We start from the raw sequence: 25409 nt of genomic DNA, 5'->3' as shown, positions 1-25409 counted from the left end.
CCGGCAGGCCTTTTTATTTGTCCGGATAAAATCCATTGACTTTCATTTTGTTTATTTGGTAAAATTTTATCAATGTTACTCATTGGTTTTCTGTGAACCAATGGGTTTTCTATTGTTCAAGAAAGAAGGAAGCCATGAGATGCTTGATAAAAAAACAGAAATCTTGTTAGCCGCGCGGAAGCTTTTTTCTGAAAAGGATTTTACGTCGGTTTCCATGCAGGCAATCGCAGAAGAATGTAAGATATCAAAAGCTTCGATATATAAGCTGTTTCAGTCGAAGGAAGATTTGCTTTTGGAGCTGCTGACGTTTAACCAGAAGCAAATGGTGGCCGCGGCATCAAGACTGCAGGAAAATACCGCACTGACACCGGAGGAGCGTTTGATTCAAAAGGTCAAAATGGAGCTGGAAGGATTCAGGCGGAATCAGCAGTTTTTTAATATGCTGACCTACGGAAACCCCAAGCTGCACAATGACCGTGTAAAACAGCATATCCATCAGACCAGATCAACGATTATCTGCTGGCACCGCGATTCGCTGATCCAGGCGTATGGAGAAACCATTCTCCCGTTTGTATGGGATTTAGTGATCATTCTTCACGGCATGATGCGTGAGTTTTTAATGCTGATCAAAATAGAGGAAAAACCGCTTGAGCTTGACCCGATCGCAGCGTTTATCATCAGCACCCTCAATCAGATTGTCAAAAACAGAGAAACACGGCAGTCCCTGCTTCCGCCTGAGACCATCGAGCTTTATATCCAATCGGCGTCCTCCTACCAGCCAAAGGATAAATCACTCCTGTTATCAGAAAGCCTGAAAGAATTACATAAAGGCATCTCTTCCCTGCCCGCCGCGGATTATGATATCGATGAGCTGACATCCGCTGCAGCCATGCTGGAAGAGGAAGCAAAAAAGGAAGAGCCCCGCGCCTTTTTACTGAAATCACTGATTGGCTATCTGGAACAAACCGGTGTTTTAACACAGCAAATTTCTATGTTAAAAACACTGTTAATTACTTAAAGAAAAGAAGGGATCTTATTGGACACAAGTATTGAAAAAAAACCGTTTAACCGTTCTGTCATTGTCGGCATTTTGTTAGCCGGGGCGTTTGTCGCCATTTTGAACCAGACACTGTTAATTACCGCTCTCCCCCATATCATGAGGGATTTTCATATAGATGCAAACCAAGCCCAATGGCTGACGACTTCATTTATGTTAACGAACGGTATTTTAATTCCGATTACTGCGTTTTTAATTGAAAAATTCACGAGCCGTACGCTTCTCATTACGGCGATGAGTATTTTCACTGCCGGAACAATCGTCGGCACGTTTGCCCCGAACTTTCCGGTTCTGCTGGCGGCCCGTATCATTCAGGCAGCCGGAGCCGGCATTATGATGCCGCTCATGCAGACAGTATTTTTAACGATCTTTCCGATTGAAAAGCGCGGCCAGGCTATGGGTATGGTCGGATTGGTCATCTCCTTCGCGCCTGCGATCGGACCGACTCTTTCAGGATGGGCAGTAGAAGCTTTCTCATGGAGATCATTGTTTTATATCATTCTTCCGTTTGCCGTGATCGATTTGCTTCTCGCTATCATTCTTATGAAAAACGTGACGACATTAAGAAAAACACAGATTGATATTTTATCAGTTATCCTGTCGACACTTGGATTTGGCGGACTGCTCTATGGCTTCTCAAGCGTCGGCTCTTACGGATGGACCAGCTCAACGGTTCTGATTTCACTGCTAGTGGGCGTGATCGCGCTGCTCTTATTTATTACAAGACAGATGAAGCTTGAAAAACCGATGCTGGAATTCCGCGTATTTACGTTTGGTATCTTCAGCTTAACAACCCTGCTGGGAACCCTTGTCTTTGCATTATTAATTGGTACAGAAACAATTCTGCCGCTGTATACACAAAACGTCAGAGACGTCACAGCCTTTGATACAGGGCTTATGCTTCTTCCGGGAGCCATTGTAATGGGCTTCATGTCACCGATTATCGGAAGAATTTTTGACCGTGTCGGCGGAAGAGGCCTGGCGATTGCAGGTTTCTGTATCATCTTCCTGACATCACTTCCGTTTATGCAGCTGACTGACCATACGTCACTGGCTTGGATTGTCGTTTTATATACCGTTCGTCTCTTAGGGACAGCGATGATTATGATGCCTGTGACAACAGCCGGAATCAATGCGCTGCCGCGCCACCTGATTCCGCACGGAACAGCGATGAACAATACGGTTCGCCAAGTCGGCGGCTCCATCGGAACTGCTCTCCTGGTATCCGTGATGAGCAACCAGGCGGCACATGCAGGAACCACAAATGTGAAACACGCCGCTCTGCACGGCATGAACGCCGCTTTTATCGTGGCAGCCTGCATCGCGCTTGCCGGCTTACTTCTATCCTTTACATTAAAGAAACCTCAGCGCCCTGCCGAACAGCAGCCGGCACGCTGATCCTATAAAAAAAGAGCCCCGCTTTGAGAGCGGAGGCTCTTTTTGGTTTTACTTCTCTAACCCGTCTTTCACTTCTTTAATCATTTGCGTCATTGACTCAAGTCCGCCTCCTGATAAGTACCAAGTAGCTGAATCAAGGTAAACGACATGATTATTTTTCACGGCGTTTACGTTTTTCACATAGTCGTTTTCAACGACTTGTTTTGTAGATGATGTTTCTCCGATTGCTGTACCGCGGTCAATAACAAACAGGTAATCAGGGTTTGTTTTTGAAATATACTCATATGAAACGCTTTGTCCGTGAGTAGATGCTTTGATATTTTTATCAGCCGGTGTCACGCCGAATACGTCGTGGATCAGCCCGTATCTTGATTTAGATCCGAACGCGCTGATTTTTCCGTCGTTCGCCATAATCACAAGGCCGTTTTTGTTTTTCTTTTCAGCTGTTTTCTTAAGATCCGCAATTGAGTTATCAATTGTTGCGAGCTCGTCTTTTACTTCATCTTCTTTATCAAAGATTTTACCGATTGTTTGTGCATCTGATTTAAATGATTCCATGTAGTTCGCTGTATCTACGCCAAGGTAAATGGTCGGTGCAATATTAGAGAATTCTTTGTAGGACTCAGATTGTCTGCCAGAGATAATGATCAGGTCAGGCTCTAAATCCGCTACTTTTTCAAAGTCTGGCTCTTTTAAGCTTCCGACATCAGCATATTTATCATCTTTGAATTTGGACAGATATTTAGGAAGGGCTTGTTTCGGCAGGCCCGCTACTTTATCATCAAGACCTAATTTATCTAATGTATCTAAGCTTCCTAAATCAAATACAACGACTTTTTTAGGGTTCTTTGTCACTTTTGTGCCGTTTTTGTCCAGCTGGTGTTTCACCGTCATTTGTTCTTTCTTCGTGTCAGAACCTTTGCTGCTTGAGCTTTGGTTTCCGCAAGCGGAAATGACAACAGCCGTCACCAATGCGATGAATAGAATTGCAAACTTTTTCATGCTCTTCACCTCTTCTGTATATTAAGAAAAATAAACACCTATTCTTTGGTTATCAATCGTCTGAATCGGGATGGTCATATCGTAGATTTCTTCAAGCACAGAGGTTTCAATCATCTCCTCCGGCGGCCCCTCTTTTACGATTCGGCCGTTTTTCAAAGCAACAATATGATCGGAGTAGACGGAAGCAAAGTTGATATCGTGAATTACGATCACGATTGTTTTTCCAAGCTCCTCTACCAGCCTCTTCAGAAGCTTCATAATTTCAACTGAATGTTTCATATCCAGGTTGTTCAGCGGCTCATCCAGAAAAATGTAGTCCGTGTCCTGGGCAATGACCATTGCGATAAAAGCCCTTTGGCACTGTCCGCCGCTCAGCTGATCCAAGTACTTATCCTGAATCTCCTCCAGCTTCATATAACTGAGCGCCTGGTTGATATGAACCCAGTCTTCCTCTGTCAGCCGGCCCTGTGAATAAGGGAATCTGCCGAAACTGACAAGGTCTTTGATGGTCAGTCTGATATTGATTTGGTTCGCCTGCTTTAAAATACTCATTTTTTTGGCAAGCTCTTTGCTGTCGCAGGTTCCGATCTCTTCTCCGTCTATGAAAATCTCACCGGAATCCTTTTTGGTCAGGCGGCTCATAATAGACAGCAGCGTACTTTTGCCGGCGCCGTTAGGACCGATAAACGAGGTGATTTTGCCTTTTTGAATCGTGACTGACGTCTCTTCAAGGACAACTTTCCCTCCATATTGTTTGCTAACATTTTTGACCTCTACCATGATTTATTCTCCTTTAACAGCAAGTAGATAAAATAAATCCCGCCGGCAAAATTAATAATAACGCTCAGCGTCGTTGAGAAGGTGAATACTTTCTCAACCACAAACTGTCCCCCGACTAACGCAATAATGCTGATTAAAACAGAACCTGCGATTAAGTACGAATGCTTATATGTTTTCAGAAATTCTCTCGCCAGGTTGACAACGAGAAGCCCCAAGAACATAATCGGGCCGACAAGCGCTGTAGAAACAGAAACAAGGATCGCGATCACGATCAGCATCTGTTTGACAACTTTGTCGTAGTTAATGCCCAAATTGACGGCGTGTTCACGGCCGAGTGACAGCACGTCAAAAAATTTCGTGAAACGCCAGACATAGATACCGGTCAGCAGGAAGATGATGAAGGCGAGCCATAACAAATCAGTGTTGATGTTGTTAAAGCTGGCAAACATTTTGTCCTGCACAACCTGAAACTCATTCGGATCAATCAGCATCTGCATAAAGGAAGACAGGCTGCTGAACAGCGTGCCGAACACGATTCCGATGAGCAGAAGAAAGAAGATATTTTTCCCCTCACCTTTGAACATGATCTGATAGAGAACAAAAGAAAACAGCACCATCAGCAAAACAGAGATGATGAAGTTGATGTTTTTATTCATGATTACGATATTCATAGAACCGAACAAAAAGATGATGACGGTCTGAATCAGCATATAGAGAGAATCAAGGCCTAAAATGCTGGGCGTCAGGATGCGGTTATTCGAGATGGTTTGGAAGATCATCGTCGAAAACGCAATCGCTCCGCCTGTCAGCATAATGGCAGCGACTTTTTTGATTCTTCTTGGCAGTGTGTAATCCCAATTGCCTAAGTCATAAAACAGAAACAAACCGATACATACAACGGCTATACCAACGAGCAACGCAATTTTCATCTGGTTACGCATACGCTTTTCTCCTTAACAGCATAAACAGGAAAATGCCGCTGCCGATGATTCCGACCATCAGACCAATCGAGATTTCATATGGGAAGATAATGACTCTGCCCAATATATCGCAAAACAGAACAAAAACCGCTCCCAGCAGCGCAGTGTGCGGCAGGCTGTTTTTCAGGTTGTCTCCTCTGTAGATCGATACAATGTTCGGGATGATTAAACCGAGAAACGGAAGCATACCGACAGTCAAAATGACAAGTGACGTAATCAGGGATACGATAATGAGCCCGATGTTCACAACCCGTTTATACTTGAGGCCGAGGTTGACAGAAAAGCTTTCTCCCATACCCGCCACTGTAAATTTATCCGCATAAACATAGGCAATGATGACAAGCGGAATACTCAGATAAAGAAGCTCGTATCTCCCTTTCACAACTAAGGAGAAATCCCCCTGAAGCCATGATGACACGTTCTGGATCAGGTCATATTTATACGCGATAAACGTCGCGATTGAGCTGACGATATTCCCGAGCATTAAACCGACTAGCGGAATAAAGATGGTGTCGTTAAACTTGATTCTTTCAAGAATTTTCATAAACAGAAAATTGCCGACTAAAGCAAAGACAAAAGCAATCAGCATTTTCATTAAAGGACTTGCCGATGTAAACAGAAGCAAGGATATTAAGATTCCCAGCCTCGCCCAGTCCATCGTGCCGGCCGTTGTCGGTGACACGAATTTGTTTCTGGTGATCTGCTGCATAATCAGTCCGCAGATGCTCATGCTCATGCCCGCGATTAGAATGCTGATCAGCCGCGGCAAACGGCTGGCAAAGAGCGTTGACGCCTCTTCTTTGCTTAAATCAAAGAGATCAAGCGGCGACAGATCTTCTACGCCGATAAATACAGAAGTGACTGCTAATATGATAAGTAGAAAAAATAAGTAACGTAGCTTCATGCTGCCTCCTTACATCCTCACAGCAAAAAGAACGTATCTCCTACTCCGCAAGGACTCAAAACAATATAGCCATATAGTAATTGATTATCATTATCATTTACATATTACCATTTTTCTAGTGTTAGTCAATATTCTTTAAAAATATTAACTTCGTTATCTATTCAATTTTACTAATCATTCAAACCATTTCCCATCACAAATCGTTAGTCTGTTTACCATATTTATCTTCACTATGCATCAGCTTCGTCATCAGACCTGACATAATTCCTCCCTATAAATACAAATGTTCATTCCACAAAGAAATTTCTCCTTGATTTACAGAACTGAAAGAGGGATAATAAATACTAAATTTGTGTGAAAATTTTAAACATTAGGAGATGTAAACATGAAGGTCGTTAAATTCGGAGGCAGTTCACTCGCTTCAGGCGCACAGCTTGAAAAGGTGTTTCAAATCGTAACCTCAGATCCCGCACGCAAAGCTGTAGTGGTTTCGGCTCCGGGCAAACGCTATTCCGAGGATACGAAAGTGACTGATCTCTTAATCGCATGTGCTGAACAGTATTTATCATCCGGCAGCGCCCCTGAACTGGCGGAAGCAGTCATTGAACGGTATGCTCTGATCGCAAATGAGCTTCAGCTTGAGCCGTGTATTATAGAAAAAATCCGTGATGATTTGTTTACGCTTTTAGAAGGAGATAAAAGCAATCCCGTACAATATTTGGACGCAGTCAAAGCAAGCGGTGAGGATAACAACGCTAAGCTGATTGCCGCTTATTTCCGCCACAAAGGCGTGAAAGCGGAATATGTGAACCCGAAGGATGCCGGCCTTTTTGTAACAAACGAACCCGGCAACGCGCAGGTGCTGCCTGAATCGTATCAAAATCTCTTTCAGCTGAGAGAGCGTGAAGGCCTCATCATATTCCCCGGCTTTTTCGGGTTCAGCAAGGATGGCGATGTGATGACATTCTCACGGAGCGGTTCTGATATTACAGGCTCCATTTTGGCCAACGGTCTTCAGGCCGATCTGTACGAAAACTTTACTGATGTAGATGCCGTGTACTCTGTTAATCCTTCCATTGTTGAGAACCCGAAGGAAATCCACGAGCTGACATACAGAGAGATGCGCGAGCTGTCGTACGCAGGCTTTTCAGTGTTTCATGATGAAGCGCTCATTCCGGCCTTCAGAGCGGGCATTCCCGTACAGATCAAAAATACGAACAACCCGTCGGCGAACGGAACACGCGTCGTCAGCAAACGTGATAACACTAACGGTCCTGTCGTCGGCATTGCCAGCGATACCGGCTTTTGCAGCATTTATATCAGCAAGTATTTAATGAACAGAGAAATCGGGTTTGGCCGCAGAGCCCTTCAAATCCTAGAAGAACACGGTTTGACGTATGAGCATGTTCCATCGGGAATTGATGACATGACGATCATCTTAAGACAGGGCCAAATGGATGCTTCGGCCGAACGAAGCGTAATGAAGCAGATTAAAGAGAACCTTCATGCCGATGAAGTCATTGTCGAGCACAATCTGGCGCTGATTATGGTTGTAGGAGAAGCAATGCGCCATAATGTCGGCACAACGGCAAGAGCGGCCAAAGCCTTATCAGAGGCGAAAGTAAATATCGAAATGATTAACCAAGGATCTTCTGAAGTGAGCATGATGTTCGGCGTAAAGGAAGCCGAAGCAAGAAAAGCCGTCCAAGCATTATACCGGGAGTTTTTCGCGGGTGTGCTGGTCTCTTAATCTATACATAAAAGCGGGCGGCAGGGCCCGCTTTTTATATTGCCCGCCGCGATAGCCTCATTGTTCATTTTTTGCCTTGTCACTATTATCCCTATCAATCCGGCCATGTCCGCATATTTTGTAGTATCCATCATAGGGAGGTGAAGCCTTATGTCAGGATACGCTAACGGCGGCGGTTACGGCATCGGTTCTTTCGCTTTGATCGTTGTATTGTTTATTCTATTGATTATCGTAGGTACTGCATTTACAAGAGGCTTCTAAGTCTGCAGTACAGCGCCGTAAGACAATATCATTGTCATGCGGCGTTTTTTAGTTGTTTTCTTTATTTTTCAATCTATATCCTGAAAGCCCTGTCCGCCGCGTTTATGCAGCATATCATAAAGTAATCTCACAAGGAGGTGGCACAGATGTCTGGTTACGGAAACTCTTTTGCTTTGATTGTTGTGTTATTTATCCTCTTAATTATCGTGGGAACTGCGTTTTTTAACGGAGGCTACTAAGAAAAAGGAATCTCCATGAATCAGGCGGCGCCGTAAGGTCCATATCCTGCGTTGCTGTTTCTTTAAAAGAAAACCCCTTCTCGTATTGAGAAGGGGCCTGGTTCTTACGTCATTCCTCTTTCTGTGACATGAAAGTCGGATGCTTCAGCATGTTCAGAGACGCCAACCGCTGTAAAAACAGCTGCTGCAGCCAAACAAATAACAAATAACTTAGATTTCAATTTCATACAAACCTTCACTCCTTTGTATTTGTTTTCTTGCCTCTTCAACTCTAAGAAAGTAGGAAGCAGACAGTTCAAACCATTTTTGTTCATAGTAATATTTTGCTACTTCTAGGCCTAAATCCTCTATATCAGCATACATATTTTTATTTTTTAAATATCGGAAACATCGTTCGATTCCTTCTGTATTGGGCTGTGCCTGATATAGGGATTGTAAAAACTCAAATTTTACCGCGTAATCTGCATCGTCTGTTTCTTTAGCATATTCATAGCCCCTCCTGTGATATTCCGAGGCCTTCTCATGTTTTCCGCGTTTATAATAAATAAGTGTTATTAAAAAATATGCTTGAGGCAGAGAATTGGTGATTCTGCTGGTTTCAAAAGTGGAAACCGCTTTCTCAAAATGTTCAATGGCAGGGTCGAGGAGGTCTTGATTGTAATAACACAGCCCTAAATTATAAAATGCTCTTCCGACCAATTGGGCTTTTTGTTCCGCTTCCGCCATCTCCAGCGCCAATTTGAAATGCCGTGCGGCTTGTTCAAAATTTCTCTCATCCATAAGGTTAACCCCGAACACGAAATGGCATTGGATAATCCGAACATTGTAGGTTTCCTGCTCTACATAAATTTCATATGCATTTTTGATATGAATCAATGAAAAGTACGTTTGCTTCATATAATAATAAGCTTCCGCGATTTTAAAATAAAATTCAGCCCGTTCAATATGATCGGAAACAAAAGAAAGTTTTTTCTCCGCCTGTTTGTAATATGTAATGGCAGAAATAAATTCCCGCTTATCAAACTCATACATTCCGCGGAAAAAATTCACATAATAATCGAGAAGCCCTTTCAGATCAGCTTGGTTGCTGTCTATATTTCGTGATAATTCAGACAGGCTTGGCTGGTCTTCGATATTTAATTTCTCCAGCGGCTCGAGATAATCAAGCATAAGCTGGTGGCGAAATTCCATTAGTGAGTAATATAACAGCAAGTTGGAATCATGCTGCATGTGTTTCAGTTCCTGCTGGATTTCAGCTTTTAGCACCTCGGCATCCGGCACGCTGAAGGTCCGGATATATTTGTACCACTCGTTAATTTTTTGACCGACCGCTGAAGAAGGAATTACCCCGCTCTTCATTCCTTCACCCTCTCCCATCAAAAACTGTTTATGTCATATTTTATCATGTTTACAGACTGTCCTAACCCGAAAAACACGCAATCTTTATTTCGGGAGCACGCAATTAAAATAGGAATACCGAAGCGATATTAGAAAGAAGGCGGCAGCATCTGACGATATGCCGCCGCCTTACATGATTGATTGCTGTTTTGCAGGTAAAGGAAGGCGGATAATGAATGTTGTGCCTTTCCCTTGTTCACTCTTAATGTCTATTGTACCTTGATGCATTTCAACAAGCTGCTTGACGATGGAGAGGCCGAGGCCGTATTCTCCGTACGCCGTGTTCGTTCTTGAAATATCAGCTTTGTAGAACCGCTCCCAAATATGCTCGATATCCTCTTTTGAAATGCCGATTCCCGTATCTTCAATTTCGATAATGGTCTCTTTATATCCTTCTGTTCCCCGCAGCCAAATGTCACCTTGCTGCGTAAATTGGATGCTGTTTTTTGTAATGTTCACGAGGATTTGAATTAACCGGTCATAGTCGGCATGAACGATCACGCTGTCCTCCACCTGAATCATCAGCTTATTTTGCTTTTCTTCCGCCTGCTGTTCAAGGTGCTCTTTCATGATTTCGAATACTTCAATCAGCGGAACGTCAAGCTTGTTCAGAGTGATTTGCTGTGATCTGATTTTTTCGTAATCGAGATTTTCTTTTACGAGACGCAGCATTCGCTTCGTTTCCTCACTGATGAGCGAGAAGCATTTTTCTTTATTCTCCTCTGGAATCGTATTGCTGTCCAGCCCTTCAACCAAACCGTTAATGGTTGTCAGCGGCGTTCTTAATTCATGGGATACATCGGCAATAAACTGCCTTCTCCGCTTCTCAAGCCGATCGATTTCATCCCTCGACTGCTTTAATTTTTTCGCCATGATATTAAAGTCAGACGCCAGCACCCCGATTTCATCCCGGTAGCCGTTTTCCAAGTGGATGTCATAGTCGCCGGAAGCCACTTTATCCGTTGCTTCTCTCAGCTTTTGAATGCGTTTCACATGGAATTTGGAAAGCAGCCAGCTGACGAGAATGGTAATGACAAGCGTGCTGATTATCGCGTAAAACATATAGAGGTTGACCTGGTTAATCATTTGCTCTACGCCGCTGATTGGAGAAATCAGCAGTACCGCGCCTTTAAATTCATTGTTAACAAAAATCGGCTGTGCAACAAGGGAAACCTCATCGTTAAAACGGCCATCCGCTTTGTTCATGACCACCTGCCCTTTTTTCAGCTTCTCCCACTCCGCTTTCTTCAGCTTTTCCCGTGGGTGAAAGTCTTCAGGGTGAAAATAAGGCTGCTGTGCTTCATTAAAGATGATAAACTGTGTCTTTCTTGTGCGTAATATATCCTGATATGGGTACAGCCGGCGCATATCAACCTGGCCGGTTTGAAATTCGCTTGCAATCTGCACCGCATATGACGTCAGTTCCTCTACTTTATTTTGGTAGGCAAACTCTTTCACAAAGTGAGAAAAAAGAGAAATAATGATAACAAATGCTAAAATTAATATGCTGACATGGCTCAGCAGCAGCTGATATAAATATTTAATCCTCATCAAATTTATACCCTACTCCCCATACAGTATATAGGAAAGGCCTTTCCTCACTTGCAAGCTTTTTCCGCAGCCGTTTAATATGAACATCGACAGTCCGTTCGTCTCCGTAGAACTGATAGCCCCATACCTGCTCAAGCAGCTGCTCTCTGGAAAACACCTGCCGCGGGTTCTGCACAAGGTAATAAAGCAGGTCAAATTCCTTAGGCGTGAGGTTTACAACAGGCTCCCCATTTAAAAATACTTCTCTCGTCTTTTTATTAATTTTAAAGCATTCCGATTCAATCGTATCTTCTTCCGCTGCCGCCTTGCCCGTCGCCTGATATCTTCTGTTCACGGCTTTGATGCGGGCAACCAATGTCAGCGGGCTGAATGGCTTCGTCACATAATCGTCCGCACCCATCTCAAAGCCGATCACCTGATCTGATTCGGTGTCTCTGGCAGTCAGCATGATAATCGGAACCGTGCTTGTCTCTCTTATTTTTCTGCAGATGGTTACGCCGTCCATAGACGGAAGCATAATATCCAGAATCACCAAATCCCAATTCTCTTCAGCAAAGCGCTGATACCCCTCTAAACCGTCATGAACAAATTCAGCTTCAAAACCTTCTTTAAAAAAGAACATCTCTGTCATCGTACAAACACTTACGTTATCTTCTATCATTAAAATTTTCATTGGATCCTCCGATTGTTTTGATGCTTTTCTATATAATAGCACCATTTTATACAGAGAATTTTGGGTTTCACAATTGTTAGTTTTTATTTCATCAACTAGAAATAGATTGTTCATATTTTTTTCATACCTTTGGACTACTATAAATTTATCAACAAGCGGGCCTGCCTCACAGGCGGTCTTATCTATAAAAATACCTATACGGAGGAACATAAATGAATTTTATCAAACGGGCTTTTTGGAACATGAAGGCCAAAAAAGGAAAAACGTTTTTGCAGTTATTTGTGTTTACAGTGATTTGTATATTTGTTCTGTCTGGCCTCACGATCCAGTCAGCAGCTCAAAAATCCAGCGACCTTGCCAGACAGGAGCTGGGCGGAAGCGTTACGCTTCAAGTTGACCGCCAAAAACAAATGGAGAAGCAGCAGGACAGCGGTGAAAAACGCAGCTTCGAATCTACACCGATAAAAGTGTCTGATGCCAATAAGCTGACAGCGCTTGATCATGTGAAGAGCTACAACTTCATTACATCAGCTTCAGCCAACGCCGGAAACTTCGATGCGATTGAAAGCTCAAGCTCTAGTGATTCGAGCACAGACTCAAGCTCAAGCGATACAAAAGGCGCTCCAATGCAAGGCGGAAAACAAATGGTTCAAGCCGATCTTTCGATTGAAGGCGTCATCAGCACGTCGCTGTTAGAGGAATTCTCTGACGGAGATTCAAAAATCACAGACGGCCGCGCGATTACAAAATCTGATGTCGGCAAAAACGTCACAGTGATCAATGAAACATTAGCAGAAGAAAATGATGTAAGCGTTGGAGATTCCATCACAATAGAATCAGCAACAGACGAAGATACAACACTCAAACTGAAGATTGTCGGTATTTATAAAACAACGTCTTCAGGCGATGACCAAGCCCAGAATTTCTCATTCTTAAATCCTTACAATAAGCTTTACACACCTTACACAGCAACAGCGGCTCTGAAAGGTGACGATTATAAAAACACGATTGATTCAGCTGTTTATGATATGGACGATGCTGAACATATTGATGCATTCGTTAAAGCAGCGAAGAAAACGTCAATCGACTTTGATACGTTTACTTTAAATACAAACGATCAGCTTTACCAGCAAATGGTCGGCCCGATCGAAAATGTAGCTTCTTTCTCTAAAAACGTTGTGTACCTTGTATCAGTGGCAGGCGCTGTCATTCTTGGCCTCATTGTCATGATGTCAATCAGAGAGCGCAAATATGAGATGGGTGTGTTAATGGCTATCGGTGAAAAACGGTGGAAGCTGATTGGCCAGTTCTTAACTGAGATTCTGATCGTGGCAGTTGTGGCCATCGGCATTGCATCAGTGACTGGAAATCTGGTCGCCAACCAGCTCGGCAATCAGCTCTTATCCCAGCAGATCAGTTCATCAACTGATTCAACACAAACCGCAAGCGGCCAAATGCCCGGCGGCGGGGGCGGCATGGGCCACGGAATGTTCGGCCAAAGCTCTTCAAACGCGGACGTCATTGATTCACTGAATGTGGCAGTTTCGATGAACGATATGCTTGTTCTCGGCGGAATCGGAATGTTAATCGCTGTCATTGCAACGCTGCTGCCGTCTATTTCAGTACTGCGGCTCCACCCGAAAACGATATTGACAAAACAGGAATAGAAAGAGGCGAAACGAATGAGCTTATTAGAATTTCAACAAGTCGGCTACTGGTATAAAGACAAAAGCCAGCCCTTGTTTCAGGATATTAATATCAGCTTTGAAAAAGGTAAATTTTATACAATCGTCGGCACCTCAGGGACAGGAAAAACGACCTTCCTGTCTCTGGCAGGCGGACTTGACGCACCTAAAGAAGGACATATCCTTTATGGCGGAAAAGCTGTTTCTAAAATCGGATTGACGAATTTCAGAAATAAATACGTATCAATTGTCTTTCAGGCGTACAACCTGCTTCCATATATGACAGCTCTTCAAAATGTGACAACCGCCATGGAAATCACAGGTTCAAAGGAAAAGAATAAAGAAGCATATGCGTTGGAGATGCTGGAGAAGGTCGGCATCAATGAAAAACAAGCCCGGCAAAAGGTGCTGACATTAAGCGGCGGACAGCAGCAGCGTGTTTCCATTACAAGAGCGTTTTGCTGTGACACGGACTTGATCGTAGCCGATGAACCGACCGGAAACCTTGACGAGGATACGTCAAAAGAAATTGTGCGGCTCTTTCAGGATTTGGCGCACAAAGAAAATAAATGCATCATCATGGTGACGCATGATGAACAAATTGCAAAGGTATCTGACATTACCATCAGACTTTCACGAGGAAGCTTTACTGTGACGGAAAACGCCGCAGTCGTATAACAAAAACGCGCCTCTGCCAGTGCAGACAGGGGCGCAACCTATATCCCCCTTTTATATAGAAGTGAATGTAAAAAGAGCGGCGGCTGCATCCCCCCGCTCTTTTTATTGTTTCTGTTTTTCAGCCTGCTTTGATTTCTCTCTTCTCTTCTTTTTCCAAACAGCGAGGATAAACAGAAATAATGGAAACAGCACTTGAAAGGGCAAATGAATGTACAGCGGCACTACTTTCAGCCCTTCATTTAAATGCTCTGAAAAGTTGGTGGCAATTGCGATAGAGAGGATGAGTATGCCCAGTCCCATTGGATATGCCAACTGTGAAGGATTTTTTTCCTTAAAAAGAGTGGACGCACCCACCACCACCGCATACAGATAGAGGCTGACTTTGAAGAAGCCGCCGATAATCAGTGCCAGCATAAAAAAGATATCAAGCCGATCCAGAAATTCTTCCACTTTGATTGTCTGAATCGTACTTAAAAGCGGAAACTGCGATCGCAATGTCAGATCAACATCAAGCACACTGATATTAATCGCTACAGTAAGCGCCACAACCAATCCGCTGATGACCATAGCGAGCATCCCCACTTTTTTGACATTCTTGCGATCATTGAGATTAGGGAAAATCATTACAAATAAAACAATTTCACCGAACGGAACGTACATGGTTTGTGTGAAAACAGAATGAATAACAGGGAAAATCCCGTCTGCTAAAACCGGTTTTAAATTTTTCAGATCTATGGAACCCGATACAATGATCAGCACGAGACCGAGCGCACCCAATAGATACATTGCCCCGAAGAGAAGCTCACCCGCCCGCGCCAGCACTTCAATTCCTTTTCTGACGGCATATATGCTGACCACCATTAGTAAAGCATTCACGATGATAATCGGAGTATCATGGTAAGCAAACGTCAGCAGCATTTCTCCGAAATCACGCAGCACCCGGGCGGCAATATATGCAAAATACAAGATATAAAGAAACGAAAAGAACCAGCTCAGCTTTTTGCCGAGCATATCATCCATGTATTCTTTCGGGGAGAACTCCGGATAGCATTGATAGATCCCCTGATACAAGTAAAAAAGAAATAAACCAACTGCACAGCCTAATAGCACTGCTATCCAGGCATCCCGGCCCGCCATCGTTCCCGGTGTAATCAATAAGGAGCTGCCCAGCTCAAAAATGATCATCATGACAAACAGCTGCCTAATGCTGATTTTGGCTTTTTCCATCTGTCACTACTCCTTTCTTGACCTATTTATGATTAAGCTGGTTTCTGAGCGGATTATTTCGCAGCCCCGTTCTTCTGATATACGTCTCCGCCTTTACATCGACAGGCAGATCAGGCAAATATTCTTTGTCCCATGTATCCCTCATTTTTTTCCACTGCTTCGGATACCTCCTGTATATCGTGTCTCCGAATCCGATAAAGTCGATTTTATGTTCCTTTATCTTTTCAACTGCATGGCTGATTTCCTTTTCCAGCTGTTTATTGAGTGCTTTTTCGATATCGGCTAACACCTTTGGGTCAGACAAATGAAATGGATACTTTACTGCGTCTATTATGCCTTCAACCGTCACGTGAACATGTATGCGGGGACGGCCGTTTCGTATTTCCGGGTTAAGCTTTGTTGTCTGATGCGTGACCTGTAAGCTTACCGCATCTTTTGTCTTCTTCCAATCGGCATTAATAAACGTATGCTGGATTTGATTCTTAAGCCAGACAACCCCAACTTTGTCCTTATCTTCAATCCAATATTTTAAATGGCCTCTTTTATCGAATACCGCCAATCCGTCCGCCTGAAGAATGGCTTGCGGGTCAGTCGCCTGTGTGTTTTCCAGGCTGACTCCTTTTTTATCGTCCCCGATCATCCTGTATCCGGGGATCACCGGCGCTTCTGTGGTGAGGGCAAGTGTTTTCAAGACATCCTGGATATTGGTTTTAATCACCCGCCCATATTGCGCTTGCGTGAAGTCGAGTGTTTTATTGACTTTATTGGACGGTATTTTATCAATCGGCGTAAGCGTTTTGACGATATTTTCGGCTTTCGTTTTATGGGCGATGACAATCGTTGCCGTGGTCCTGAATTCCGTATCGCGGTCAAGGTTATCTAACACAAAATTCAAACCTTCCTCTCTCGCCAGCTTTTCACTGATCACGACCAGGTTGGTATGGGCAAAATAAAGCCGCCTGGATACTTTCATAGAGGCTTTTCTGAGCGCTTCCGTCATGTTGTCGCCTACTATGGAATAGACGGATACAGGCGGCCTGTCTCCCGCGCCGCCGCCCTGAAGCCCCCCGGCGACGTTTCCGGGATTAATAATCTGAAAGTGCAGTACGTAATTCCCTTCATTTGTCCGATCAATGCCGATTGCCGAAATAATCGCAAGATCTGTCAGCTCACGCTTATCCCAGCAGCCGGGCAGCACAATGATGCTCAAAAGCATGATAACGGCTAGTACACGTTTACGTATCATTCTGATCTCCTTCTCTCAACTCTTTGTTCACCATCCCGCGTGAACCATCCGGCTGAGGACGCTGGTCTTTCCCCTGACGGACCTTATCTTTTTTGCTGATGGATTCGGGTCTTTTCTGGTCGGCCCACCAAGGAACACGGAACAGCGTGTCCTTCACGCCTTGTGAAGAAAAAGGCGCAAGCGGCGACATATAAGGAACACCAAATGAACGCAGACTGCATAAATGAACAAACATCATAATAATCCCTAAAACCAGCCCGTAAAAACCCATTACGGCAGAAGCAATGATAAACATAAACCGAATGAGGCGGGCAGATATCGCCATGGCAAACGCCGGTGTTGCGAAGCTGGCAATGGCCGTTATGGCAACGATGATGACCATAGCCGGAGACACGATACCAGCCTGAACAGCAGCTTGGCCGATAACAAGCGCGCCTACAATGGAAACAGCCGATCCTACAACCCTCGGCAGTCTGACCCCAGCTTCCCTGAGAATCTCAAAAGCAACCTCCATTGTGATGGCTTCAACAACGGCCGGAAAAGGAACGATTTCCCGCTGGGCAGCAATGACGATTAACAGCTGTGTCGGAATCATTTCCTGATGAAACGTCGTGGCTGCCACATAAACAGCCGGTGCGACAAGTGAAATAAAAAAGATAAATATCCGCAGAATCCGTATACTTGTCGCAATGTCAAAGCGTGAATAATAATCTTCAACCGACTGAAAAAATTGAATAAATAAGGCTGGGGCAATCAGAACAAACGGTGTTCCGTCCACAACGATTGCAAATCTTCCTTCTAATAGATTTCCTGCGACGACGTCAGGGCGTTCCGTGTGATACATGGTCGGAAACGTCGTAAACGTTTCGTCTTCGATCAGCTGCTCGATGTATCCGGATTCTAAAATACTGTCAATGTCTATTTTTTTCAGGCGCTGCCTCACTTCCTTCAGCACCTTTTCATCACAAATGCCGTGAATGTACATCAGCGCGATATCCGTATTTGTCACAGAACCGATTTTCATTTTTTCGACCCATACATTGGGATTTTTAATGTATCGCCGAATCATGGAAATATTGGTTTGCAAAGACTCTGTAAACCCTTGGCGCGGGCCCCGGAATGACACCTGGGTGCTCGGCTCTTGTATGGAACGGTGCTCTCCCCCCTGGGTGCTGCAGATAAGCGCCTCATCAGAACCGTCCGCAAAAACCAGCGCATTTCCAAGCATCAATTCAGTGAACAGCTTGTCCCAGCTCTTTTCAGCTTTTACTCCGCCCAGCGGAAGCGTTTTTTCAAGGATCTGCTTTATCGCATGGGCGTTTTGGATGGTTTGATCCTGAATCAAAGGCTCGATTAACGATTCATGTATCGTGTTATTATCGACCAAACCCGCGATATAAATAATGGCCAGGTGAACTTCATCCTGTTCCCCTGCTTTCACTTCCCGAATAATGACATCAGAGCTGCTTCCGACTTTCTTCTTCATGTCCGCCACATTTTTCGCCAAACTTGAAGAAGCCAGAATCGGCCCTTCTTCTTTCTTCTGCTGATTCTTATCTTCTTGTTTCTGGCTGTCTTTCGTTTCGGTATTTTTCTTTTGCTTAAAAAATGACGGCATACACAAAATACCTTTCCTTATCGTTTTCTCATATTCTTCCTGTTACCCTTAAGATTATGCATGTGACTGGCGAGCTGGTATAACTCTCTCATAAAGATAGACACTAAAAGAGGAGGGTGATGAAGGATGAAAATATTAGGCATAACGGCTGTTTTATTAATTTGTTTGTTGGTGATTTCAGTTTTCATGGACATGCTTCAAGGATTCAGTTTAGGAAAAGCCATCTATAATAATATGTCCAGCTTCAAGATGACATCGTTTGCGGAATGGATGATGCTGTTATTTTTTGTTTTGTTATTGGTGAGAGAGATATTCGTGATCTATAAATCGAACAAAAAAAGCCCCTAGAGCGAGGCGCTTTTGTTCAGACGATCATATTGCCGTTTACCTTATCTCCGCTGTTGTTGGTGATGGTTCCTTTGATGATTCGATTTCCGATGATGGTGGAATTGGTTGAGGTGTCCGTTTGAATGGCCACCGCCGTGCTTGCGGAGAGGTTATTGATGGTGTTTCCTGAAATGATAGAGCCTGAGGAGCCGTTGAGGTAAATCACAATCGGTCTGCCGGCTGTTCTATTGACTGAAAGGGTGTTATCAAAAATGTCATGAACACCGGTGCTGATATAGATGGTCACTAAAAGAGGAGATCTTTCAAAGTGGTTTCCGATAATAGAGGTTTTTGCACTTGTCGTACAGTAAATCGGGTAATTTTTAAAGTTTTTAAATGTATTGTTTTTAATAATTGCGCCAGCATTGTTTGTGACAGAAACGGCATACGATTCAAGGGCCGCTTCAAACGCGTCGGGGTTAAGCGTATTTCCTTCGATCAACGCGCTTCCTTGAGCGATCCAAATGCCGCGGCTGAATTTTCTCAGCACATTGTCTTTAATGATCATATCGCCTCCTGAAATGTTCACCCCGTCGATGACTTGAATAAGACAGTTATTCAGAAATGCGGTATCATCAGACAGCACCGCTCGAAGGCCGGTACTGCGCCTTGTTTCAGACAGTCCGTTTTGAATCTGGTTGCCGTCTACCTTTACGTCGGAAGACTGATAAACCAATATCCCTGTGTTTTCAAAATTGCTGATTTTGTTGTTCGTGACAAGAACGCTCTTTCCTCTGACATCAATTCCGGTTGAAAATCCGGTAATGAGGTTGCCGGCGATCACTGCATCACTGCTTTCTTTGCCTTGTGAAACACCCAATCCGGTAATCCCGACTCTAGGCGCCGCAGCCGCGTCTTCCGCCCTTCTGAGAATATTCCCCTTAATGACCGTTTGAGTGCCATACCCATAGCTGATCGTATTGTCTGAGTGGTTTCCTTCTATTGAAATGCCGTACCCATTAAAATTGGTCACAGAACTTGAAACGTTTCCATTAAAATAGTTATTTCGAATTGAGACATTGAGCGGTTCCTCATAATCAATATTTCCTTCACCATAGCCTTCAATGTCAATTCCGAATTTCGGCGCTGTTCCATTTCCCGTTCCGGCATCTTCAATCACGCAGCCCTCCACCGTAACTGTGTCACATCCGGTAATCGAAATGTTATTTCTCCTCGATCGCCGAACCTTACAGCGGCGGATGGTAATGTGCTCTGATGTTCGATAATCGTTATTTGTCTTTAAGCCCCGCGGACTGATAATGATCCCATCTCCAGTAAAATCAGAAATGTTGACATCATCAATAACAACATTCGAACACCCTTCAATACAAATGCCGAAGCCCCATTCATGGGTTGACCTTATCCCCGCGGACGCATACGTATGCTCGTCGCGCTCGCCGATAATTTGTCCACCCGAAATGGTTATATTCTCTTGCTTGCCTACATAAAATGCAGAATACCCCCAGGAGCTGTTCGGAATGACTTTGATGATACACTCAGGGTCCATGACGATATTAAGATTGCCGGGAACAATAATCCCAGCGTTGCGAAACACCTGGTTCGCATCCCCTCCAAGCGTCCCGTCAATTAAATATGTTCCTTTCGGGAACCAGACTGTATGGTACCCCTTTGAAGCAGCCGCGCTTAGGCATTGATTAATCAGTTCTGTCGAATCCGTTTTTCCGTCCCCTGAAATACCGAAATCTGCTGCATTCAAGATGAATTCAGCCAATGATCCAACCTCCTCCCGCATGATTGTTACCATGATATTCGCGGCAGCCCGATCTGCTTGTACATTTCTCTAAAATTTTATTAAAAAAGTATAAAGAAATACTATCGTTAGAAAATGTAACAAAACGAGACATAAGAAACAGGAAAAACTCACTACTTTCTGCCTTTATAGTTTTTCCATTCTGGAACTTCTTGAAATGAGTATAATTTATATTGACACAAGTATTATATAAGAATATGATTTTTATAATACACTTTTTTAAGAAAGGGTTTGGCTGACATGGCTTCGATTGATAACGAAAGTATCATTAAAAGCGTCCCGCAAAAAGGGTTCTTTGGTCACCCGCGAGGACTATTTACACTATTTTTCACCGAATTTTGGGAGCGTTTCTCTTACTATGGAATGAGAGCAATCTTGCTTTACTATTTGTATACAGAGACGGTAAACGGAGGGCTTGGCTTTGACAAAGGCACTGCGGTTGCCATTATGTCGATTTACGGATCACTCGTATACATGTCCACTATTATTGGCGGATGGCTCGCTGATCGGGTATTCGGTACCGCAAACACCGTGTTTTACGGCGGGATATTTATTATGTTCGGCCATATTGCACTCGCCTATCCGGGCAGCGCGATAGCATTCTATATCAGCATGGTGCTTATCATTATCGGAACAGGCTTATTAAAACCAAACGTTTCGAGCGTCGTTGGAGATCTTTACACGAAAGAAGACCCGCGCCGCGACTCAGGTTTCAGTATTTTCTACATGGGGATTAACCTCGGCGGTTTACTCGCGCCGTTAATTGTCGGAACACTCGGACAGAAGTACAACTATCATCTCGGCTTCGGAGCTGCCGCGGTCGGAATGCTTCTTGGACTTATCGTATTTGCTTTGACAAGAAAGAAAAACCTCGGACCTGCAGGTTCAAATGTCCCGAATCCGCTGTCTAAAAAATCTGCAATTGGCACCGGAATCGGTGTTATCATTGTGGCGATCGCAGTGATGATCTCTGTACAAACAGGCGTGCTGACGATCAACCGTTTCATCGACCTTGTAAGTATTCTCGGTATTTTGATTCCTGTTATTTATTTCATCATCATGTTTACAAGCAAAAAAGCGGACAAAACAGAAAAATCTCGTCTTGCCGCTTACGTTCCTTTGTTTATCGGTGCTGTCATGTTCTGGGCCATTCAGGAACAAGGAGCGACCATTCTTGCGGTATACGCTGATGAACGCATAAGACTTTCATTGGGCGGAATAGAACTTCAGTCATCTTGGTTCCAATCATTAAACCCCTTGTTTATCGTCATTTTCGCACCAATTTTCGCATGGCTTTGGATGAAGCTTGGCAAACGCCAGCCGTCTACACCAGTTAAATTCTCAATCGGGATTATTTTAGCCGGATTGTCATTTATCATTATGGTATTCCCGGCTATGCAAGGGAAAGAAGCACTCGTAAGCCCGCTGTGGCTCGTTCTCAGCTTCCTGCTTGTCGTACTGGGAGAGCTGTGCCTGTCTCCAGTCGGTTTATCCGTTACAACAAAACTGGCGCCAGCTGCATTCTCCGCACAGACAATGAGTATGTGGTTTCTGACTAACGCAGCAGCCCAAGCGATCAATGCCCAAGTAGCCGGATTGTTTGATAAAATACCTGAAACAACTTACTTCGGCACCATAGGCTTGATTTCTATCATACTCGGCGGCATTCTGCTGCTGATCTCACCGATCATCAAACGTGCGATGAAAGGTATCTTATAATAAAGAAAATCCCGCAGATTCGCTCTGCGGGATTTTTATTTGTCTATCCATTCCATTAAGCTTTGCCCGAAGGTCTGCGGTTCCTCCAGCATCGGCTGGTGCCCGCTCTTTTCAAAGATGACCTTCTTCACATACGGATATATACCGTCAACGGCATCCCACAACGATACGGGAGCAACCAAATAGTCATATCTGCCTAAACCGATATAGACAGGAACATGAACGTCTGCTAACCGCTGTATGAGGTTCATCTGCGCGAATGTATGTCCCCATAATTCATCTATAATCGGCATATTGGTGTCAACACCTTCCCATAAAGCTGCTGCATTCGGCCTCTCTTTATAAAAGCTTTTCGCTTCAGCGCGAATGCACATGTGCACGAAACGCCTTTCAGGATCTTTTTCTATGTCACCTGCTAAACTTGCAATATCTTTTTCGAAACGTTTCTTTCTCTCAGGGCTGGCTGTTTCCCTAAAAAACGCTTCACTGTCCCGCTGTCTCTTTTGACTGTTATCAGGCGCTGAATTGAGGAGCACGGCCTTTCGCACATGCTCAGGGTACTTTCTGGCGTATTCTAATGCCATAAACGCATGCCCCGAATGCCCCATGATGATAAAATCCTTAAGCTGAAGATGGCGTCTTATCGCTTCAATATCGCCCAAAACTGCATCCAGGCTTTGATCTTTCGGCCGCAGCGCCCGCGCCGGCTTGGCAAAACCCCTGTGATCGGCAAATATCCATTGATATTTCTGTTTGATATCCTGATAAAATAGACGCGGGTAGTAAACCGCACTGCCGATCACGAGAATCGGCGCGCCCTCTCCTTCAATACAATAAGATAAATCAAAACCGTCTGAATGACAGATCCCCTTTGTGACCATTCCTCACGCCCCCTTTGTCTTTATATGGTTCATTATACTAATAAAAGCCTGACGCATGGCGTCAGGCTTTTTATTTATCGTTTTAATTCCTCCAGCGTTGCTTCCCATCTGTTCAGCACCTCTTCAGCATTGTGAAGCTGTATCCTGACACCGGAAGTTATATCAGCGTACTTTGCAACATCCTCCTTAGCTGAAGCGATACGGCAGGCAAAGCGTTCCCTGTCATAAACCGCATCGTTCAGCGGCGGGAGCGGCTCACATTGCAGTTTTACGTAATGAGCGGCTCCTTTCCACCATGCAGTAAGCTGGGCTTGTCCCGTTCGAAGGATATTTCCCGCGGTCTCTGTGTTTTTCCACAGGGCGATCCGGATATCCGTCCGATTCAGGGCGATGATTTCTCCGGCGCTGATCATAGCGGCATGCGGCCAGCCGTCCTCCGATACCGTTTGCAGAACGAAGGCTTCATGCTGCTTTTCTTTCAGACGTTCCCTGTCAAGCAGCTCAAAGAGACGGTCTGATAGTCGGTTCACGCCGATCAGGCCTTTCGTTCCGGAACAGCGGGAACTTCAACCGCTGTTTCTGTTTCTTTTGGATCGATTTTAAAGGCCGGATTATATTTTTCCGGATTTGTAATACTTTCCGGTTCACATGATCTCCATGTAAAAAAACATGTTTGGCATTGATAGACTTCCCATGCTCCTTCTACAGGCGATTTGCTCATGACTTCTCCTTTTTTTGTATCGCATCGAGGACATGTATGCATGTCGAATCATCCTTTCCTTATTTATTCATCAAGTCCATTAGTTTTTGTTCCCATTCTTTTGTTGTTAATGGAGAATCAAGCGGCTGTGAATAATGGCCTCTTGTTTCCGGCGCAACAGGTGTTGTGGCATCAAGAATCATTTTGTGCGTGATTCCTGATGGATTTGATCCCGGGTCAAGCGGCAGGACAGATAAATCCGGTATAATGACCGCATCGTGTTTCGGGTGCATTTTTGTAGAGAGCGCCCACATGACCTGCGGCAGGTTGAATGGATCGACATCCTCGTCGACAACGATAACCATTTTGCAGTAGCCTAGTCCGTGCGGGGTTGTGAGCGCGCGCATGCCGACCGCTTTCGCAAATCCGCCGTAGCGGTTTTTTGTTGATACAATCGCGATTAAACCGTGTGTGTACATGGCGTTCACAGCCACAATTTCATTCGGATACGCTTCTTTTAGCTGCTGATACAGCGGCACACAAGTATTAATGCCGATCATGTAATCACATTCTGTCCACGGCATGCCTAAGTATAAATGTTCAAAAATCGGGTTGTTTCTGTGATACACGCGGTTAATTTTGATAATCGGCATGCTGCGTCCGCCGGAATAGTGCCCTGTAAATTCACCGAATGGCCCTTCATATTCACGTTCTCCGGCAATGATTTCTCCCTCGAGCACAACTTCTGCTCCCCATGGAATATCAAGGTCAGACAGCTTTGATTTTACGATGCGGTACGGTTCTCCTTGGATTGCTCCCGCCATTTCGTATTCGGATTGATCATAGAGAAGCGGAGTGGATGCCGCGGTTGTAATGACCGGTTCACATCCGAGCGCAATGGTGACCGGAAGATTGATGCCGCGTTCTTCGGCTTGGCGCAGATGGATCGCAATATCGTGCTGCGGCACAGGCTGAATGCCGAGGCGGTCTTTTCCCTTTACCTGCATTCTGTATATGCCGACATTTTGTTTGCCGAAGTTGTCAGGGTCCTCAAGGTCGCGGGAGATGACGCATGCTTTGTCTAAATAGTAACCGCCGTCTCCTTGGTTAATTCTGAAAAGAGGCAGGATATCGAACAAATTGATGTCCTCTGTGATTTCATTTTCATGAAACGGCGCTGTTTCTTCGCGTTTGACCGGCATCGGAAACTGTTCATATCGCTTCGCAAATTCAAAAAACTGCTCTTTCACCGGTGTATCTTTCGGCAGTCCCAGCATCATCGCGTGGTTCGGCCAAGAGCCGATGACATTCATCGCGATTTGCGCATTGTTGTAGCCGTAAATATTGTTAAATAGCAGTGCAGGGCTTTTATCGCCAAGGTTGCTGGCTGCCCGTGCAGCTGCTCCCAGATCAGGCTCAGGCTTTACCTCTTCATTCACCGTTAACAATTGTCCCTCTTTTTCAAGGGCAGCGAGAAATTCTCTGAAATCTTGATAAGCCATCA

General features: G+C 44.4%; 25 protein-coding genes. 9 read left to right on the top strand and 16 right to left on the bottom strand.

Annotation, left to right across the window (positions count from 1 at the left end; genetic code table 11):
• The first annotated feature begins 139 nt into the window (after positions 1 to 139).
• Entirely contained in the window at positions 140 to 1018 is an 879-nt protein-coding gene (locus NSS75_RS02535; RefSeq protein WP_103671929.1) for a TetR/AcrR family transcriptional regulator, read from the top strand.
• 18 nt (positions 1019 to 1036) lie between these two features.
• Positions 1037 to 2455: an MDR family MFS transporter gene (locus NSS75_RS02530; protein WP_095714088.1), complete on the top strand. Its 1419-nt coding sequence runs from the start codon at positions 1037 to 1039 to the stop codon at positions 2453 to 2455.
• Between the two features lie 48 nt (positions 2456 to 2503).
• On the opposite strand, the gene NSS75_RS02525 is transcribed toward NSS75_RS02530, so the two are convergent.
• From NSS75_RS02525 to yclN, 4 genes are read right to left on the bottom strand one after another with little or no spacing between them, the layout of a single operon-like run.
• Positions 2504 to 3457, bottom strand: coding sequence for a siderophore ABC transporter substrate-binding protein (locus tag NSS75_RS02525; RefSeq protein WP_024120219.1), 954 nt, complete (start codon positions 3455 to 3457; stop codon positions 2504 to 2506).
• A 21-nt stretch (positions 3458 to 3478) separates the two neighbouring features.
• Positions 3479 to 4237: a petrobactin ABC transporter ATP-binding protein YclP gene (gene yclP / locus NSS75_RS02520; RefSeq protein WP_024120218.1), complete on the bottom strand. Its 759-nt coding sequence runs from the start codon at positions 4235 to 4237 to the stop codon at positions 3479 to 3481.
• Complete coding sequence (gene yclO / locus NSS75_RS02515) at positions 4231 to 5178, bottom strand: petrobactin ABC transporter permease YclO (RefSeq protein ID WP_024120217.1); 948 nt, start codon at positions 5176 to 5178, stop codon at positions 4231 to 4233. The genes yclP and yclO overlap by 7 nt, the downstream gene beginning before the upstream one ends.
• Positions 5171 to 6121: a petrobactin ABC transporter permease YclN gene (yclN, locus tag NSS75_RS02510; RefSeq protein ID WP_010333025.1), complete on the bottom strand. Its 951-nt coding sequence runs from the start codon at positions 6119 to 6121 to the stop codon at positions 5171 to 5173. Before yclN ends, yclO begins: the two co-directional genes overlap by 8 nt.
• 385 nt (positions 6122 to 6506) lie before the next feature.
• Here yclN and NSS75_RS02505 point away from each other — a divergent pair, with 385 nt between their 5' ends.
• From NSS75_RS02505 to NSS75_RS02495, 3 genes are all read left to right on the top strand, one after another.
• The gene (locus tag NSS75_RS02505; protein ID WP_101860981.1) at positions 6507 to 7871 is read left to right on the top strand and encodes an aspartate kinase; all 1365 of its coding nucleotides are present in this window, start codon (positions 6507 to 6509) and stop codon (positions 7869 to 7871) included.
• A gap of 150 nt (positions 7872 to 8021) precedes the next feature.
• Positions 8022 to 8132 carry a YjcZ family sporulation protein gene (locus tag NSS75_RS02500; RefSeq protein ID WP_024120215.1) on the top strand — a complete coding sequence of 37 codons (111 nt, stop codon included), beginning with the start codon at positions 8022 to 8024 and terminating at the stop codon, positions 8130 to 8132.
• 146 nt (positions 8133 to 8278) lie between these two features.
• A complete protein-coding gene (locus NSS75_RS02495) occupies positions 8279 to 8371 on the top strand; it encodes a YjcZ family sporulation protein (RefSeq protein ID WP_024120214.1) in 93 nt (30 codons plus the stop codon).
• A gap of 104 nt (positions 8372 to 8475) precedes the next feature.
• Here the strand turns inward: NSS75_RS02495 and NSS75_RS02490 are convergent, their stop codons facing one another.
• The 4 genes from NSS75_RS02490 to NSS75_RS02475 all read right to left on the bottom strand — a co-directional run bounded on the left by NSS75_RS02490 (position 8476) and on the right by NSS75_RS02475 (position 11993).
• Complete coding sequence (locus tag NSS75_RS02490) at positions 8476 to 8598, bottom strand: PhrC/PhrF family phosphatase-inhibitory pheromone (RefSeq protein ID WP_024120213.1); 123 nt, start codon at positions 8596 to 8598, stop codon at positions 8476 to 8478.
• On the bottom strand, positions 8582 to 9730 hold the full coding sequence (gene rapC / locus NSS75_RS02485) for a response regulator aspartate phosphatase RapC (RefSeq protein ID WP_339235722.1): 1149 nt from the start codon (positions 9728 to 9730) through the stop codon (positions 8582 to 8584). The genes NSS75_RS02490 and rapC overlap by 17 nt, the downstream gene beginning before the upstream one ends.
• 168 nt (positions 9731 to 9898) lie before the next feature.
• Positions 9899 to 11323: a HAMP domain-containing sensor histidine kinase gene (locus tag NSS75_RS02480; protein WP_213418306.1), complete on the bottom strand. Its 1425-nt coding sequence runs from the start codon at positions 11321 to 11323 to the stop codon at positions 9899 to 9901.
• Positions 11310 to 11993, bottom strand: a complete 684-nt coding sequence (locus NSS75_RS02475; RefSeq protein ID WP_103671924.1) for a response regulator transcription factor — start codon at positions 11991 to 11993, stop codon at positions 11310 to 11312. The genes NSS75_RS02480 and NSS75_RS02475 overlap by 14 nt, the downstream gene beginning before the upstream one ends.
• Positions 11994 to 12205: 212 nt before the next feature.
• Here NSS75_RS02475 and NSS75_RS02470 point away from each other — a divergent pair, with 212 nt between their 5' ends.
• Together NSS75_RS02470 and NSS75_RS02465 are read left to right on the top strand one after the other, a co-directional pair.
• The gene (locus NSS75_RS02470) at positions 12206 to 13660 is read left to right on the top strand and encodes an ABC transporter permease (protein WP_326365678.1); all 1455 of its coding nucleotides are present in this window, start codon (positions 12206 to 12208) and stop codon (positions 13658 to 13660) included.
• 15 nt (positions 13661 to 13675) lie between these two features.
• Positions 13676 to 14356, top strand: coding sequence for an ABC transporter ATP-binding protein (locus NSS75_RS02465; RefSeq protein ID WP_103671922.1), 681 nt, complete (start codon positions 13676 to 13678; stop codon positions 14354 to 14356).
• Positions 14357 to 14458: 102 nt separating this feature from the next.
• Here the strand turns inward: NSS75_RS02465 and NSS75_RS02460 are convergent, their stop codons facing one another.
• From NSS75_RS02460 to gerKA, 3 genes are read right to left on the bottom strand one after another with little or no spacing between them, the layout of a single operon-like run.
• A complete protein-coding gene (locus tag NSS75_RS02460) occupies positions 14459 to 15583 on the bottom strand; it encodes a spore germination protein (protein ID WP_101863982.1) in 1125 nt (374 codons plus the stop codon).
• A gap of 22 nt (positions 15584 to 15605) precedes the next feature.
• Positions 15606 to 16829, bottom strand: a complete 1224-nt coding sequence (locus NSS75_RS02455; protein WP_103671921.1) for a Ger(x)C family spore germination protein — start codon at positions 16827 to 16829, stop codon at positions 15606 to 15608.
• Positions 16819 to 18447 (bottom strand): spore germination protein GerKA, encoded by a 1629-nt coding sequence (gene gerKA, locus NSS75_RS02450; RefSeq protein ID WP_024120205.1) that lies wholly within the window; start codon positions 18445 to 18447, stop codon positions 16819 to 16821. The genes NSS75_RS02455 and gerKA overlap by 11 nt, the downstream gene beginning before the upstream one ends.
• Positions 18448 to 18573: 126 nt before the next feature.
• On the opposite strand from gerKA, the gene NSS75_RS02445 reads away from it, so the two are divergent.
• Entirely contained in the window at positions 18574 to 18795 is a 222-nt protein-coding gene (locus tag NSS75_RS02445; protein WP_024120204.1) for a hypothetical protein, read from the top strand.
• Positions 18796 to 18811: 16 nt separating this feature from the next.
• On the opposite strand, the gene NSS75_RS02440 is transcribed toward NSS75_RS02445, so the two are convergent.
• Positions 18812 to 20566 (bottom strand): right-handed parallel beta-helix repeat-containing protein, encoded by a 1755-nt coding sequence (locus NSS75_RS02440; RefSeq protein WP_024120203.1) that lies wholly within the window; start codon positions 20564 to 20566, stop codon positions 18812 to 18814.
• A gap of 279 nt (positions 20567 to 20845) precedes the next feature.
• Between NSS75_RS02440 and NSS75_RS02435 the strand changes: the two genes are divergently transcribed.
• Complete coding sequence (locus tag NSS75_RS02435; RefSeq protein WP_044161897.1) at positions 20846 to 22324, top strand: peptide MFS transporter; 1479 nt, start codon at positions 20846 to 20848, stop codon at positions 22322 to 22324.
• Between the two features lie 35 nt (positions 22325 to 22359).
• Here the strand turns inward: NSS75_RS02435 and NSS75_RS02430 are convergent, their stop codons facing one another.
• The 4 genes from NSS75_RS02430 to bsdC all read right to left on the bottom strand — a co-directional run bounded on the left by NSS75_RS02430 (position 22360) and on the right by bsdC (position 25407).
• Positions 22360 to 23205 carry an alpha/beta hydrolase gene (locus tag NSS75_RS02430; protein WP_326365675.1) on the bottom strand — a complete coding sequence of 282 codons (846 nt, stop codon included), beginning with the start codon at positions 23203 to 23205 and terminating at the stop codon, positions 22360 to 22362.
• A gap of 74 nt (positions 23206 to 23279) precedes the next feature.
• Entirely contained in the window at positions 23280 to 23744 is a 465-nt protein-coding gene (locus NSS75_RS02425) for a pyridoxamine 5'-phosphate oxidase family protein (RefSeq protein ID WP_326365720.1), read from the bottom strand.
• Positions 23741 to 23968, bottom strand: coding sequence for a phenolic acid decarboxylase subunit BsdD (gene bsdD / locus NSS75_RS02420; RefSeq protein ID WP_326323752.1), 228 nt, complete (start codon positions 23966 to 23968; stop codon positions 23741 to 23743). Before bsdD ends, NSS75_RS02425 begins: the two co-directional genes overlap by 4 nt.
• 17 nt (positions 23969 to 23985) lie before the next feature.
• Positions 23986 to 25407 (bottom strand): phenolic acid decarboxylase BsdC, encoded by a 1422-nt coding sequence (bsdC, locus tag NSS75_RS02415; RefSeq protein ID WP_024120198.1) that lies wholly within the window; start codon positions 25405 to 25407, stop codon positions 23986 to 23988.
• Positions 25408 to 25409 lie beyond the last annotated feature (2 nt).

Origin of the sequence: Bacillus sp. FSL K6-1012 (assembly GCF_037964915.1) — a bacterium.
GTDB lineage: Bacteria > Bacillota > Bacilli > Bacillales > Bacillaceae > Bacillus > Bacillus halotolerans.
The sequence above is the reverse complement of the archived record's forward strand: the minus strand, read 5'-3'. Positions and strand labels throughout refer to the sequence as shown.

Bases quoted from the DNA above. Each gene is read 5' to 3' on its own strand.
- NSS75_RS02535 (WP_103671929.1), top strand. From the start codon at position 140: ATGCTTGATAAAAAAACAGAAATCTTGTTAGCCGCGCGGAAGCTTTTT.
- NSS75_RS02525 (WP_024120219.1), bottom strand. From the start codon at position 3,457: ATGAAAAAGTTTGCAATTCTATTCATCGCATTGGTGACGGCTGTTGTC.
- yclP (WP_024120218.1), bottom strand. From the start codon at position 4,237: ATGGTAGAGGTCAAAAATGTTAGCAAACAATATGGAGGGAAAGTTGTC.
- yclO (WP_024120217.1), bottom strand. From the start codon at position 5,178: ATGCGTAACCAGATGAAAATTGCGTTGCTCGTTGGTATAGCCGTTGTA.
- yclN (WP_010333025.1), bottom strand. From the start codon at position 6,121: ATGAAGCTACGTTACTTATTTTTTCTACTTATCATATTAGCAGTCACT.
- NSS75_RS02505 (WP_101860981.1), top strand. From the start codon at position 6,507: ATGAAGGTCGTTAAATTCGGAGGCAGTTCACTCGCTTCAGGCGCACAG.
- NSS75_RS02500 (WP_024120215.1), top strand. From the start codon at position 8,022: ATGTCAGGATACGCTAACGGCGGCGGTTACGGCATCGGTTCTTTCGCT.
- NSS75_RS02495 (WP_024120214.1), top strand. From the start codon at position 8,279: ATGTCTGGTTACGGAAACTCTTTTGCTTTGATTGTTGTGTTATTTATC.
- NSS75_RS02490 (WP_024120213.1), bottom strand. From the start codon at position 8,598: ATGAAATTGAAATCTAAGTTATTTGTTATTTGTTTGGCTGCAGCAGCT.
- rapC (WP_339235722.1), bottom strand. From the start codon at position 9,730: ATGAAGAGCGGGGTAATTCCTTCTTCAGCGGTCGGTCAAAAAATTAAC.
- NSS75_RS02475 (WP_103671924.1), bottom strand. From the start codon at position 11,993: ATGAAAATTTTAATGATAGAAGATAACGTAAGTGTTTGTACGATGACA.
- NSS75_RS02470 (WP_326365678.1), top strand. From the start codon at position 12,206: ATGAATTTTATCAAACGGGCTTTTTGGAACATGAAGGCCAAAAAAGGA.
- NSS75_RS02465 (WP_103671922.1), top strand. From the start codon at position 13,676: ATGAGCTTATTAGAATTTCAACAAGTCGGCTACTGGTATAAAGACAAA.
- NSS75_RS02460 (WP_101863982.1), bottom strand. From the start codon at position 15,583: ATGGAAAAAGCCAAAATCAGCATTAGGCAGCTGTTTGTCATGATGATC.
- NSS75_RS02455 (WP_103671921.1), bottom strand. From the start codon at position 16,829: ATGATACGTAAACGTGTACTAGCCGTTATCATGCTTTTGAGCATCATT.
- gerKA (WP_024120205.1), bottom strand. From the start codon at position 18,447: ATGCCGTCATTTTTTAAGCAAAAGAAAAATACCGAAACGAAAGACAGC.
- NSS75_RS02445 (WP_024120204.1), top strand. From the start codon at position 18,574: ATGAAAATATTAGGCATAACGGCTGTTTTATTAATTTGTTTGTTGGTG.
- NSS75_RS02435 (WP_044161897.1), top strand. From the start codon at position 20,846: ATGGCTTCGATTGATAACGAAAGTATCATTAAAAGCGTCCCGCAAAAA.
- NSS75_RS02430 (WP_326365675.1), bottom strand. From the start codon at position 23,205: ATGGTCACAAAGGGGATCTGTCATTCAGACGGTTTTGATTTATCTTAT.
- bsdD (WP_326323752.1), bottom strand. From the start codon at position 23,968: ATGCATACATGTCCTCGATGCGATACAAAAAAAGGAGAAGTCATGAGC.
- bsdC (WP_024120198.1), bottom strand. From the start codon at position 25,407: ATGGCTTATCAAGATTTCAGAGAATTTCTCGCTGCCCTTGAAAAAGAG.